13 protein-coding genes and 1 pseudogene are annotated in these 13,372 nt (G+C 67.6%); 6 read left to right on the forward strand and 8 right to left on the reverse strand.

The annotated features are described in order from the left end of the window. The first annotated feature begins 58 nt into the window (after window positions 1-58). Window positions 59-763: a GntR family transcriptional regulator gene (locus KPL78_RS26350; protein ID WP_255569475.1), complete on the forward strand. Its 705-nt coding sequence runs from the start codon at window positions 59-61 to the stop codon at window positions 761-763. Here the strand turns inward: KPL78_RS26350 and KPL78_RS26355 are convergent. From KPL78_RS26355 to KPL78_RS26365, 3 genes are read right to left on the reverse strand one after another with little or no spacing between them, the layout of a single operon-like run. After that, window positions 748-1,677 (reverse strand): SMP-30/gluconolactonase/LRE family protein, encoded by a 930-nt coding sequence (locus tag KPL78_RS26355; protein WP_255569476.1) that lies wholly within the window; start codon window positions 1,675-1,677, stop codon window positions 748-750. The two genes, KPL78_RS26350 and KPL78_RS26355, sit on opposite strands and share 16 nt — an antisense overlap. After that, entirely contained in the window at window positions 1,632-3,083 is a 1,452-nt protein-coding gene (locus KPL78_RS26360) for an amidase (RefSeq protein ID WP_219766030.1), read from the reverse strand. The genes KPL78_RS26355 and KPL78_RS26360 overlap by 46 nt, the downstream gene beginning before the upstream one ends. 2 nt (window positions 3,084-3,085) lie before the next feature. Continuing rightward, complete coding sequence (locus KPL78_RS26365) at window positions 3,086-3,334, reverse strand: hypothetical protein (RefSeq protein ID WP_219766031.1); 249 nt, start codon at window positions 3,332-3,334, stop codon at window positions 3,086-3,088. A 660-nt stretch (window positions 3,335-3,994) separates the two neighbouring features. Here KPL78_RS26365 and KPL78_RS26370 point away from each other — a divergent pair. From KPL78_RS26370 to KPL78_RS31015, 5 genes are all read left to right on the forward strand, one after another. Beyond that, window positions 3,995-4,753: an SDR family NAD(P)-dependent oxidoreductase gene (locus KPL78_RS26370; RefSeq protein ID WP_219766033.1), complete on the forward strand. Its 759-nt coding sequence runs from the start codon at window positions 3,995-3,997 to the stop codon at window positions 4,751-4,753. 277 nt (window positions 4,754-5,030) lie between these two features. Then, window positions 5,031-6,617: an ABC transporter substrate-binding protein gene (locus KPL78_RS26375; protein WP_219766034.1), complete on the forward strand. Its 1,587-nt coding sequence runs from the start codon at window positions 5,031-5,033 to the stop codon at window positions 6,615-6,617. Window positions 6,618-6,621: 4 nt separating this feature from the next. Continuing rightward, on the forward strand, window positions 6,622-8,034 hold the full coding sequence (locus tag KPL78_RS26380) for an amidase (protein ID WP_219766036.1): 1,413 nt from the start codon (window positions 6,622-6,624) through the stop codon (window positions 8,032-8,034). A gap of 10 nt (window positions 8,035-8,044) precedes the next feature. Further along, window positions 8,045-8,824 carry an SDR family NAD(P)-dependent oxidoreductase gene (locus tag KPL78_RS26385; protein WP_219766038.1) on the forward strand — a complete coding sequence of 260 codons (780 nt, stop codon included), beginning with the start codon at window positions 8,045-8,047 and terminating at the stop codon, window positions 8,822-8,824. A 394-nt stretch (window positions 8,825-9,218) separates the two neighbouring features. After that, entirely contained in the window at window positions 9,219-9,419 is a 201-nt protein-coding gene (locus KPL78_RS31015; RefSeq protein ID WP_490384273.1) for a hypothetical protein, read from the forward strand. Between the two features lie 37 nt (window positions 9,420-9,456). Here KPL78_RS31015 and KPL78_RS26390 read toward each other — a convergent pair. The 5 genes and pseudogenes from KPL78_RS26390 to KPL78_RS26410 all read right to left on the reverse strand — a co-directional run. Continuing rightward, window positions 9,457-9,774, reverse strand: a pseudogene (locus tag KPL78_RS26390) (integrase core domain-containing protein); the annotation flags it as partial. Between the two features lie 646 nt (window positions 9,775-10,420). Continuing rightward, window positions 10,421-11,377, reverse strand: coding sequence for a zinc metalloprotease HtpX (locus KPL78_RS26395; protein ID WP_111471772.1), 957 nt, complete (start codon window positions 11,375-11,377; stop codon window positions 10,421-10,423). A 420-nt stretch (window positions 11,378-11,797) separates the two neighbouring features. Further along, window positions 11,798-12,301, reverse strand: coding sequence for an Hsp20/alpha crystallin family protein (locus KPL78_RS26400; protein ID WP_027282471.1), 504 nt, complete (start codon window positions 12,299-12,301; stop codon window positions 11,798-11,800). A 20-nt stretch (window positions 12,302-12,321) separates the two neighbouring features. Further along, window positions 12,322-12,720, reverse strand: a complete 399-nt coding sequence (locus tag KPL78_RS26405) for an Hsp20/alpha crystallin family protein (RefSeq protein ID WP_027282470.1) — start codon at window positions 12,718-12,720, stop codon at window positions 12,322-12,324. Window positions 12,721-12,734: 14 nt separating this feature from the next. After that, a complete protein-coding gene (locus KPL78_RS26410) occupies window positions 12,735-13,160 on the reverse strand; it encodes an Hsp20/alpha crystallin family protein (RefSeq protein WP_027282469.1) in 426 nt (141 codons plus the stop codon). Window positions 13,161-13,372 lie beyond the last annotated feature (212 nt).

Raw genomic sequence — 13,372 nt, forward strand, 5'->3', positions numbered from 1 at the left:
GAGAGGAAGGTGGCTGGTCCTGTAACGGCTGGCGAACCACCGTGTCCGGAGACTCGCCATGCCAGATAGTGCCGCCCGCAGCAGCCTGTCGGAAGCGATCTATGCCGGGCTGCGCATAGCGCTGATGTCCGGCAGCTACGAGCCGGGCGACCGGATCAACATTCGCAAGCTCGCTTTGCTCAGCCGGACGTCGCCGACGCCCGTGCGCGAAGCGATCATGCAACTCGTGCGGGAAGGCGCGCTGGAGCTGAAGCCGGGCTACCAGCCGCGGGTGCCGATCCTTTCGCCGGAACGCTACGAGAAGATTCGGGAGGTGCGGGCGCCGCTCGAGCGCCTCGCCGCGGAACTCGCCGCGCAACATGCGCCGCCGGAATTGGCTGAAGCGTTGCTGCGCCTGGACCAACGCTTCATCGAGGCCGAGAAGGATGGCGACTGGAAGGCGGCGACTAGCGCCAACCAGGAGTTCCATTTCACGATCTACCGCGCCTCGCGCAATGAGGTGCTGGTACGCGCCATCGAAAGCCTGTGGCTACTGACAGGCCCGGTGGTGCAGAGCCAATATGCGGCGAACGCGCGTCGCCCTCCGCGAACCGCGCTCCACGGCCAGATCATTGATGCGCTGTGCCGGCATGCGGCGCAGGAGGCCGGTGACCTGGTGGTGCAGGACATGCGGCAGGGTGTGGCCGTCATCCTTGAGCATCTGCGCGCCCCGCGGCCGAAGCGCCAGGGCGGGCGGCGCGCGGCAAGTCAGCCCGGCGCCTGACCGAAGCGCTGGGTTGGCAGGCCTGCGACGCCGACATCCAACGCGATCAGCCGGCCATGCTGGAAGCTGCCGGAGCGGTCCGAGGCGAGCGAGGTCACGAACAGCGTCCGCAGATCCGCTCCGCCGAAGCAGGGCATGGTTGGCGCCGAGATCGGCAGCGGGATGCGTTCGACGATGCTGCCATCCGGCGCGATGCGGTTGAGCACATCGGCGGTGATTCCGGCACTCCAGTAGAAGCCTTCTGCATCGACCGCCGCGCCGTCCGGCAGTCCATCCTGCTCGGTGAGCGTCAGCAGGCGTCTTGGATTGGTGGCCGCCCCGTCGCGCGGATCGAAATCGAAAACCTGCACATAGATGCCGCGGCTGTCGGCGTGATACATGCGTCGGCCATCCGGGCTCCAGGCCAAGCCGTTCGAGACGTAGAAGCCGTCGGCGACACGCGTGCACGCCCCTTGCGGCGTCACGCGATACAGCGCGCCGCTGCGGTCGCGCACCGGCCGCCGCGCATCCATGCTGCCGACCCAGAAATTCCCGTCGGGGCCCACGCGGCCGTCATTCAGCCGGCTGGCCGTCACGTCGGTCTCGGGGGCCACGAGGAAGTCGAGCCGGCCGCTCGCAGGGTCGAAGAGATGCACGCCGGTCCGCAGCGCCACCACCAGCCGTCCATCGGCGGTCAGGCCCAGGCTGCCGATCTCTGCCGGCATGTCGAAGCGCGTGATCGCGCCGCTTTCCGGCGCCACACGCAGCACGCGGCGTTCGGTGATCTCGACAAGCCAGAGCGCGCCGGCGTCGTCGTCCCAGACGGGGCTTTCGGCCAGCCCAAGCGGCACCGTCACGACATCGCGGATAGCCAGGTTGCGCATGCGCGTCACGCCGGCAGAAGCGATGGCGGCAGCCGCGTCATCCAGGGGCAATCGGCCTCATGCAGCGCGGCGATGCGCAGCACCTGCGCGTCGCCGCGCGGCGGGCCGATGATCTGCAGCCCCGCGGGCAGGCCACGATCGTCGAAGCCGGCCGGCACGCTGATCGCGGGGCAGCCGGCCATGGTCGGGCCGACCACCACTTCCATCCAGCGATGATAGGTGTCCATCTGCCGTCCGCCGACCGCCTTCGGCCAGGTCTCTTCGCCGGGAAAAGGGAAGACCTGCGCGGCCGGCAGCAGCAGCGCATCATAGCGCGCGAAGAGACCGAGCAAATGGCGATACCAGGCGCCGCGTACCAGCGCTGCCTTGTAGACGTCCAGCGCGCTGAGGCGATGGCTGTTCTCGATCTCCCAGATCGCCTCGGGCTTGAGTAACCGGCGCGTCTCCACGTTACGCCAATTGGCGTCATGGCGGCCGCCGATGCTCTGCTGGCGCAGCACGACGAAGGCCTGCCACAGACTCTCCATGTCGAAGCCGATATCCACGGGCTCGACCGTCGCGCCCGCCGCCGCGAAGCGCTGCGCAGCCTTATGCGTCAGCTCCAGGAGGCCGGGCTCGAAGGGCAGGTGGCCGCCATAGTCGCCAAGCCAGCCGAGGCGCAGCCGCGCTGGCTCGGCCGGTTGGACCGCTGCCTGCCAATCGGGTTGCGCGTCGAGAGAAAGCGGCGCGCGCGCGTCATGCCCCGCCTGTACCGACAGGAGCATCGCGACATCCTCGACCGAGCGCCCCATCGGCCCGTCGGTGGCGAGCTGGCCGTAGAAGGGGTCGAGCCCGTCTGAGGGGACACGCCCCTGCGACGGCCGGAAGCCGAGCACGTTGTTGAAGGCCGCCGGGTTGCGGAGCGACCCGCCCATGTCGGAGCCATCCGCCACCGGCAGCATGCGCATGGCGAGCGCGACCCCGGCGCCGCCGCTCGACCCGCCGCCGACGCGGCCGTGGTCATAGGCATTGCGGGTCAGGCCGAAGACCGGGTTGTAGCTGTTCGACCCGTAACCCCATTCCGGCACGTTGGTCTTGCCGATGATGATGGCACCGGCTGCGCGCATGCGCTCGACGATGATGGCGTCAGCGGTGGGAACGAAATCGGCGAAGAGTGGCGAACCGAAGGTGGTGCGCAGCCCGCGCGTCAGGGCAAGGTCCTTGATCGCCTGCGGCAGGCCGTGCAGCGGCCCGACCGCATCGCCCCGCGCCACTGCGGCGTCGGCGTCCCGCGCCTCGGCGAGAAGATCGTCGCGCGGGCGCAGGGAGACGATGGCGTTGACCAGCGGATTCACCGCCGCGATGTGATCGAGATAGCTCGTCATCACCTCGGCGGCGGAGACTTCCCGCCTGTGGATCATCCGCGCCAGCGGCACGGCGTCGAGGGCGCAGAGTGGCGGGATCGTGTGCTGGGGCATTCTCAGGACCATTTCGCGAGGTAGAGGCGAGGTAGTTCATCCGCCTGCGCGTTGAAGGACAGGCGCCGGTTGAAGGCGTAGTTGGTAACCTGATTATAGAGAGGCATCCACAGCGCCCGTTCGGTGATCCGCCGGATCGCGGCGCTGTAGGCGCGCCGGCGGGCGTCGGCATTCGAGGTGCTGCCGCCCTCGCGGATCCACTGCGTCAGCTCCGGGTCGCGCGCATAGTCGTCGCCGCCGCCGCCGAACATGACCGGCAGGATCGCGGAAACATCGTTGATCGAATAACTCCCCCAGGAGCCCGTATAGAGCGGCGATTTGCGGCCCAGGTACGCCGGATCGCGGCCGCAGCCTGGGCGACATCCTCCTCGCTGGCATTGGCGCAGGCGATGGAGATGGCGAGGTCGCCCGATAGGCGCGTCATGGCGAAGCTCAGCACCACGACGAAGGCGGCCACGCCGAGTGACAGGATCAGCCGGTGGAGGAGGAAGCGCGTCACGGCAGGCGCCGCCGGCGGGGGCGGAGCGATGCCGGTGGGCTTTGATCGATGTCAGCGCGGTCGCGTGCCGTCATGCCCTGGCCTTGCTGAGGGGAAATTTGATGTATCAAAACATGAATTGATGCTCGGCGCTGTGTCAACCGCACTTTGGGTTGGCTGCGTTCCCTGCGCCGTGCGTCGCTGAATTCCACGCATATGCCGACGCGTCGCGCTACATTGTGTCAAACGGACTTTGATGGTTTGCAGATCGGTGGTCGATTTTGATATCGCAAAAATGAGAATTGGCGCGCCGGATCAGGTGCCCACCCATCCTGAATCGTGTTGAGCCCCGCGGGGCTGGTGGCCCGGTTCGCGTCCCGCGTCCCGCGTCCCGCGTCCCGCGCCTCGCCGCCCTGGCAACTGGAGATCCGTCGTGAAGACCAGGCCAAAGAAGACGATGCTCGTGACGGGCGCCGCCGGCGGCATTGGCGCGCAGATCGCGCGACTGGCCGTCGCATCAGGCCACCGCGTCATCGCCGCCGACGTCAATCTGCCTGGCGTCAAGCGCCCGGCCGGCGAGATCGGCCCCGGCGCCGTCGCGATGTCGCTCGACATCACCGCGGCCGATGCGTGGGACCGCGTCCTGGATGCGGTGTGGGACCGCTTCGGCGGGCTCGACATCCTGGTGAACAATGCGGCGATCGTGCATCCGGGCCAGGCGCTCGACGTGGCCATCGATTGCCATCAGCAGACCATGGGCACGAATTTCATGGGCGCGCTGAAGGGCATGATGGCGGTGCTGCCACGGTTTCGCGCGCAGGGGTCCGGTCACCTCGTCACCGTCTGCAGCATGACCGCCTTCCTGCCATCCGCGGGGCTGGCGAGCTACGCCGCCGCCAAGCATGCGCTACGCGCCTTCCACCACGCCGTCGCGATCGAAGAGCGAGACAGCGCGACTGCCTTCACCATCATCCACCCTTCCGCCACGGAAACGCCGATGCTGGAGCAGGAGGCGCGAGAGGAGGCGGCAGCCATGGCCTTCGTGCGCGATCCCATGGATCCGGCGGAGGTCGCGGGCATCGTCCTGAAGGCGATCAGGGCGCGGAAGTTGGAGGTCTACGTTCCGGCCAATCGCGGCCCGACGGTTCGGCGACAATCCGCGCCTGCTGCGGGAAATGGTGGAGACGAATGAAGCCATCGGCCGTGGTCGACTCGTGGAGCGCCGGGCGCGTCAGGGGCGGATGCCCTGAGGTGGGTCCTGAGCGGGTGATCGACCGAAGCTTTGGTGCATCAAAAACCCCTAGACCGCGCCGTGTGTCTGGGAGAATCCCGGGCGCGGAATTCCCGTGATATGGCGAGTCTCAAGCGCCAAATTGCCCCATCTTGGCCATTCCAGCGAAAAAACCCTCTTCCGTTTGATATAGTAAAATGACTAGGCTTCGACACCGGCTACACTCAGGGAGTGCCCCGTGGCTTACCGTCGCGTCGTCCTGTCCTCCGCCCTGGCGGCCGCCGCCGCGCCGCTGCTTTCCCCGGGCCTGGCCCGGGCGCAATCGCGCAGCACGCTCAAATTCATCCCGCAGTCGGACCTCGCCCTGCTCGATCCGGTGCAGACCACCGGCCTCGTCACGCGCAATCACGGCGCGATGGTGTTCGATACGCTCTACGGCCTCGATGCCCGCTTTGCGCCGCAGCCGCAGATGGCTGCCGGCCATGTCGTCGAGAATGACGGCAAGACCTGGACCATCACGCTGCGCGATGGCCTGACTTTCCATGACGGCACGCCCGTGCGCGCACGGGACGTCGTCGCCAGCATCGAACGTTGGTGCCGCATCGACGCCCTGGGCCAGACGCTGCGCGCCACCGCCGATGAGATCGCCGCCATCTCCGACAAGGCGCTGCGCTTCCGCCTCAAGCGGCCCTTCCCGCAACTGCCCTTCGCGCTCGGCAAATCCTCCTCGGTCTGCTTCATCATGCCGGAGCGGCTGGCGCGCACCGATATCTCGGTGCAGGTGACGGAGATGGTCGGCAGCGGCCCCTTCCGCTTTCTGGCGCAGGAACGCATGGCCGGGCAGCGCGCCGTCTATGAGAAGTTCGCGGGCTATGTACCGCGCAACGAACCGCCGAGCTTCTTCGCCGGCGGCAAGGTCGCGAAGGTCGATCGCGTCGAATGGCACACCATCCCCGACGCCTCCACCGCCGCGGCGGCGCTGCAATCGGGCGAGATGGACTGGTGGGAGCAACCCATCCCGGACCTGCTGCCGGCGCTGCGGCGCGCCCGTGGCGTGACCGTCGCGGTGAAGGATCGCGGTGGCTATCTCGGCATGATCCGCTTCAACCACCTCCATCCGCCCTTCGACAACCCGGCGATCCGCCGTGCCTTCCTCGCCGGCGTCGACCAGGCCGACTACATGACCGCGACGATGGGGACCGACCGCAGCCTGTGGCAGGACAAGGTCGGCTTCTTCACCCCGGGCTCGACGGTGGCCAATGATGCGGGGATGGAGGCGCTGACCTCCCCGCGCAGCCTCGACCGCGTGAAGCGCGCGTTGGAAGAAGCCGGCTACAAGGGCGAGAAGGTGGTCTTCATCGTCCCCACCGACCTGCCGGCGCTGAATGCGATGAGCGAAATCGCCGCCGACATGTTCCGCCGCACCGGCGTGAATCTCGACTACCAGGCGCTCGACTGGGGCACGGTGCTGCCGCGCCTGTCGAACCGCCAGACGCCCGACCGCGGCGGCTGGAGCGTGTGGTGCAACTACCTGCCCGGCGTGGTCGCGGTCAATCCGACCGCCCATTCCTGGATCCGCGGCATGGGCCTGCGCGGCCCGGTGGGCTGGCCCGAGAGCGCGCGCATGGAGGCGCTGCGCGACACCTTCCTCGAAACCAGCGATGCGGCGGAGCAGCTGCGCCTGGCGCGGGAGATGCAGCTCCAGGCATTCCAGGACATCCCCTACATCCCGACCGGCTTCTACTACCAGCCGACCGCCTTCCGCGCCAACATCCGCAACATCGTCGAGGCCTTCCCGGTTTTCTGGGGCGCCGAGAAGGGCTGAGCGGATGAACGGGGAGGAACTCGGCTATGCATCGGCCGCGACGCTCGCGCGGCTGGTGCGGGAGAAGGCTCTCTCGCCGGTCGAACTGACCGAGACGCTGCTGCGCCGTATCGACACGCTGAATCCGGCGTTGAACGCCTTCGCGCGGCTGACACCCGACATCGCGCTCGCACAGGCGCGCGCCGCAGAGCAGGCGGTCATGCGCGGCGATACGCTCGGCCCGCTGCACGGCGTCCCGGTCACCATCAAGGATCATGAGGCGATCGCGGGCCTGCCGACCGAATTCGGCAGCTTCACGCGGCAGGGTGACACGCCGGATTTCACCACCCCGATGGTCACGCGGCTGCTCGATGCCGGCGCGATCCTGCTCGGCAAGACCACCACGCCGGAATTCGGCTGGAAGGGCGTCAGCCAGGGGCCGCTGACCGGCACCACGCACAACCCGTGGAAGCACGGATACAATGCGGGCGCTTCGTCCTCCGGCGCGGCGGTCGCGGCGGTGGCGGGGTTCGGGCCGTTGCATCAGGCTGGCGACGGGGCGGGGTCCATCCGCATGCCGGCACATTTCTGCGGCGCCTTCGGGCTGAAGCCGACCTATGGCCGCGTGCCGATCTATCCGCCGAGTGCCGGTGACTGGACGCTGCATCTGGGGCCGATGACGCGCAGCGTGGCCGATGCCGCGCTGATGCTGCACAGCATGGCCGGCCCGCATCCGTGGGATCCGACCAGCCTGGAATCACCGCCGGCCGATTATCCGGCCCTGCTGCACCAGGCGCCGGCCCGCAGGCCCCGCATCGCCTTCAGCCCCGATCTCGGTCATGCCCGGGTCGATCCCGCGGTGGCGGCGCTGGTGCAGGACGCCGCCCGTGCCTTCGAGACTGAGCTCGGCTGCGACGTCGCCATGCCCCCCACCCCTTGGGGCAAGGACGGGCCGGCGCTCGCGCGCTATTTCTGGCCCGCGCATTTTTCCCGCTACGCCGAGTTGCTGCCGCGCTGGGAAGCGCAGATGGACCCTGGCTTCGTCGCCTGCATTCGCGCTGGCGAAGGGGGCACGGTGCCCGAATACCTGCGCATGAGGCTGCGCAAATACGCCTATGGCGTGGCGATCCACCGCTTCTTCGAGGATTGGGACTTCCTGCTGACGCCGGCCGTCTCGGTCGCCGCTTTCCCCGCCGATCTGTTGCAGCCGGCGCATTGGCCGCAGCATGAGTGGGACTGGCTGATGTGGGCGGAATTCTCCTATCCCTTCAATCTCTCGGGCAATCCGGCCTGTTCCATCCCCTGCGGCTTCACGCCGGAGGGGCTGCCGGTCGGGCTGCAGATCGTCGGCCGTCGCTTCGACGACCTCGGCGTGCTGCAGATGGCGGCCCGCTTCGAAGCTGCCCGGCCCTGGGCGCAGCACCGCCCGTCTTTGTAAGGATGACAGCGTGACACACTGGGCTTTCGTGAGCGGTGGCGGCGGCGACATCGGCGGCGCGATCTGCAAGACGCTGGCGCGCGACGGCTGGGCCATTGCCTGCGTGGATAGCGTCGACGAACGCGCGGCGGAGGTAGTCGCCTCCATCCGTGCCGCCGGCGGAACGGCGGAGCCATTGGCGACCGATCTATCCGACCCCGAAGCTGTCGAGACAGCGGCGGCATGGGCGGCGCGTCTCGGCGAAATCCGCGGCCTGGTGAACACCGTCGGCAAGACCCACGCCATCAACTACGCCACCGGCAGCTATGAGGCGTGGCGCGACGACTTCAGGCTGAATGCCGATTCCGCCTATCTCTGCACCCAGGCGCTGAAGCCGCGCCTGGCGGCACAGGGCGGGGCGATCGTGAACATCGCCTCGGTCAACGGGCTCGGCTACTATGGCTTTCCTGGTTACAGCGCGGCCAAGGCGGCGCTGATCCATATGTCGCAGACCATGGCGGTGGAGTTCGGCCCGTCGAAGATCCGCGTCAACGTCGTCGCGCCCGGTACGGTGCGCACGCGCGCCTGGGCGCCGCGTCTCGAGAAGAACCCTGCGCTGTTCGACGAATTGCTGTCGCTATGTCCACTGCAACGCATCTCGAATCCTGAGGATGTGGCGGAGGCTGCCGCCTTCCTGATGTCCGACCGCGCATCGATGATCACCGGCGCCGTGCTGCCGGTCGATGGCGGCTTGTCCACCGGCATCGCCGCGGTGGGCCGGGCGGTGACGCAGGAAGCGCATCGGCGCTGACGTCAGATGGTGGCTTGAAGGCACACCTTCCACGAGATCGAAGGGAATCGTCACGAGCCGAAGCTGGCACGAGACGCCATCACCCGTTCGCGAAGCAGCCGCGATGGGCGGCGCAGCACGCTTGGTCATGAAGATCCGAAGAGTCGTTGCGGCGCGCCTCGGTCTTCCTCTGAACGGCGATTATGATGTTCGCTTTCTCAAGGGTACTGATGGCACGATGAGACTCCGAGCCCTTGCGGTATCGGACAGCGGGCTCCGGCACTCGATCGCCACCTGCGACACGTCCGCGGAACAGTGCTTCACGATCTGAGTGGCGGCCGAGGCTGAGTGTGATTCATCGTCTCAATTAGGGGCGGGGATCGCACGGGCATACTCGGACGATCTTCGGGCCAGGGTGGTCAATATGGCCGGAGCAGGCGCGCCGGCTCGCGTGGCTGCGGCGCGCTTCGGAATCGGGATATCGACGGCGATCGTGTGGATCCGGTGTGCGCGTCAGGATGGCGAACGCTCGGCCCGGCGCCAAGGCAAGCCGCGCGACTCGTGCCTCGATGCGCATGAGGGAACGGCCCATGGGGTCGCAGCGCCTCGAGTATGAAGTTGCCCCGCTTCAGAGGACGGATTGGGAGTAGCGGTCAGTCCTTCATGAGCATGTTCCTCGCTTCGAACTCGATGGGCGAGAGATAGCCGAGGGACGAATGGCGCCTGGTCTGGTTGTAGAAGCCCTCGATGGAGTGGAATACGGCCATGCGCGCCTCGGCCTGGGAACGGAAGCGGCGCCGTTCGAGCAGCTCGCACTCGAGTGTGGCGAAGAACGCCTCGCCCAGCGCGTTGTCGCAGGCATCGCCGACCGATCCCGTGCTGGGGCGGACGCCGGCCTCGCGGCATCGCATCCCGAAGGCCAGCGACGTGTGCTGGCTGCCCTGATCGCTGTGATGCACGACATCGGCCGGCGGTTCGAACTCACGCGCAAGGTCCTGCGGGGTTCGTCCCGACCGAACCAGTCCACCATCCGCCGCCGGAACTCAGGCGGGTAGGGCACTCTGAACCCGGGCATCTCAGACACCTCCGTCTCAAGCCTCGGGGTGTCCACGAAAGAGGGTCAACTTCAGGGTGACATCACCCGCATCTACACGCAGTCGATGGCGGCGCAGTTCGAGGCCGACCTGCTGACGCTCAAGGATGAGCACGGTCTGTGACGGATGCAGCGAAGATATGCCGGCTGGAATGATGTTAACGGCGGGTCGCACGAAGGCTCGTACCTGAATGCGCAGCCGCCAGAGATTTTCAGCGCTATCGAGCATCCGGCAGGCAATCGGATTACTGAATCTCGGAAGCCGGCGCCAAAAAACAAGCCATGGTTTCAACGATTTAGGCTTGAGGGAAAAATCGGCCCACCCTCAAGGTTCGGAGACTCTCCGCTCTCTACCGTGCCGAATTAGGCGGTTGTCGCGCTAGCAAACCATCAAGGTGCGCCCGCAAACCCCGGCCAAACCTGCGCCTCAGCGCGGTGCCATGACCGGGAGAGACAGGTTGTGAGAGAGAAGAATGGAGCAGCGGTGGGAACCGGGAACTGAAATTCTCTGGGCTGCACCTTCTTCAAAACCAGAAGCCCGATCGATGAAAGCGAGGTGCCCGCGGGCGAGGCACTTCGAGCCCAAACTCCCTGTGAGGCGGGATGGCGAGATCCCCACCCCGCGGACCCAGCAGTGATCGCAGCTTCCTGATCCGCTCCTCCGTTGGCGGGTGCGTGCGCAGGAGTGACGGTTCGGGGATCCGGCGCCCCGGCAGGAACATCTCCTCCCAGATACGCCCGACCCGACGCTCAAGCTTGGCCAGAGCCGAGGCGAGGCCCTCGGGGTCGCCCGTCAGCCGCACCGCCCCGAGATCGGCATCGAACTCGCGCCTTCGCGAGAGCGCGAGCTGCAGCAGGGCCATCACGGTCGGCGAGAAAGCAAGGGCCAGCGGCGCGATCCAGGGAAGCGTCACCGCTCCCGCGACAATCAGGGGCAGGTTCGCGAAAAGCAGGATCTGTCCGAGCCAGCTCGCCAGCGAAACCGCCCGCGACATGGTGTCCGCGAGGCCCATGAGCCACAGGTCACGGTGCGCGATATGCGCGATTTCATGCGCAAGAACGCCCGCCATCTCGCGTGGGGACAGGAGACGAAAGAGACCGTCCGAAACGCAGACGACACTATCCTCCGGATTTCCCATCGCGAACGCATTCGGCAGCTGGCTCGGGACGTACCAGAGTTCCGGGCAACGCGGCAGTCCGGCGCGTGCGGACAGGGTCTCGAGCAGCGCGAACCCCTCGGGCCAGTCGCGTGCGCCGAGTTGCCGCGCGCGGTAGCCGCGCAGCAGAAGCTCGCGCGACAGCGCGGGCGCGAACAGGAGCCCTCCGGTCATCACCGCAACGATGACGAGGGTTGTCTCGGGTCCCGCGATCATGCCGACGACGAGCCAGGCGATCGCAGCCATGCCGCCGAGCAGCAGGACCGTCTGTGCGAGGTTGTTCAGCCGGTGGGCCAGCGTGGGGGCGATGACGAATTGGAGCATATCGCGATCAGAATCTTCCGGGCGGAACGCCGAGCATGTTCAGCACGACGCGCGCCAGAACCCGGCCTGCAAACATGATGCCTGACGCCCACCTTCACTTCCGCCCCGCATCCAGCCATCGCACCGCACGACGACATCCGGCGTCCCCCTGCGCCGGTGCCGCCGATCTTGCAGATCGCGATCCGCGGATCGGCCGGCAGCCTGTCGAGCGCGCCCCAGGTCAGTGCCTCGTGGGAGCCGCCGCCCTGCGGGGTCGAGATCCACCGATCTCACGGGCACGCCGTCGGCAATGCCGGACATCGGTGCCCCGCGGTCCGGCAGCCTGCATCGAGGCCGGGCACGGCCGTGACCGGACCCATTGGTCCCGAGGCGGAGCGGAGAGCGGGGCATGTGCCTTGCCATGCCCCGCCGCGGTGCATCTCAGCCCGCCTTCACCTCGATCCGCTTGACCTTGGCCTGCGCCTCGGGCGTCTGCGGCAGCCGGATGGTCAGCACCCCGTTCTTGAAGCTGGCTTCCGCCTTGCTGCCATCGACGCCGGGCGGCAGCGGGACCGCGCGATAGATCGCACCATAGCTGCGCTCGGAGAGGTAGTAGCCCTTCTTCTCCTCCTGACGCTCGATGCGCTTCTCGCCCTTCACGGTCAGGACGTCGTCGCCGACCGTAACCTCGATATCCTTCATCTCCATGCCCGGAAGTTCGATCGAGATCTCCACGGCGTTGTCGGTCTGCACCACGTCCGACTTCGCCTCGCTCTGCCCCCAAGGCCATTCGAACCCCGCGAGCGGCTTGCCGAAGCGGTTCATGAAGTTCTCAAACACCTGGTTCATCTCCCGCTGCAGCGAGGCGATCGGGCTTTGCTCGGCGGCCTTCTGCTCGGGCTGGTCATCCTTCCGGGCCCACGGGATGAGATCCTTGATCTGCATGATATCCTCTCCTTTGCCGCTCAGGCGGCCTTGACCTGGATCTTGCTGGGCTGCGCCTCGGCCGCGCGAGGCAACCTCAACGTCAGCACACCGTCCTTCAGCACGGCCTCGATGCGCGCGGCATCGAAGTCTTCCGACAGGACGAAGCTGCGCTCGTAGTCCCCCGGCTCGAACTCGAGGTGGACGAGGCGGAGGCGATCGGGCTGCGGGCTGCTCCCGCGGCCGCGCACGGTGAGCACTCGCCGCTCCAGCGTGATGTCGACGTCGTCGGCGACCACCCCCGGCATCTCCATCATCAGCACGATGCCCTCTGCCGTCTCCACGACATCGGTGAGCGGGCGCCAGATGCGCACGTTGCGGGTCGGCTCGGCCCCCGCGGCCGCCGGGGAGACAGCGCCGGCTTCGGTTTCGGCATTCATCGGTGTCGCTCCTCTCAGCCGGCCTTGATCTCGATCCGGCGTGGACGTTGGTCCTCGGGACGCTGCAGGGCGATGGTGAGCACGCCGTTCGCGAAGCGGGCCTCGACCTGGGACGGATCGACTGCGAAGGGCAGGCGGACGATGCGGGTGAAGCGGCCGAAGGCGCGCTCGCGCCGGTGCCAGACGGCGCCCTCGGGCATCTCGGGCGGCCGCCGCTGACCAGTGATCGTCAGGACATCATCCTTGGCCGTGATCTCGATGTCCTCCGGGGCCACACCCGGGACTTCGGCAACGATCGCCACCGCCGCCTCGTTCTGCCAGAGGTTCAGGGGCGGAAAGGCCGGGGCGGAGGTCCCGAACGGCATGCGATCGAGCGTCTCTCCGAAGCGTCGCAGCAAGGCGAAGGGATCGGCACGGTAGAGCGTCAGTGGATGCAACATCGGCTCCTCCTGGTTGCGGGACGCGGCGCGTCCCCTGGTGAACGGCCCCCCGGGCGAAGATCCGCGAGCGGCCGAAGGCAGGCGTGGAGATCGCGCGGTGCCGCCGGCCGGAGCAGCCAGCTCCGCCCCGGCCCTCGCGTGCCATCGAAAGCCGCGGCTGCTGCTCGAGGCCGGCGCCGCCATGCCGGCCGGCGGCATCACCGTCGCCTCCC

Origin of the sequence: Roseomonas alba, assembly GCF_019430885.1 — a bacterium.
GTDB classification, from domain to species: domain Bacteria; phylum Pseudomonadota; class Alphaproteobacteria; order Acetobacterales; family Acetobacteraceae; genus Neoroseomonas; species Neoroseomonas alba.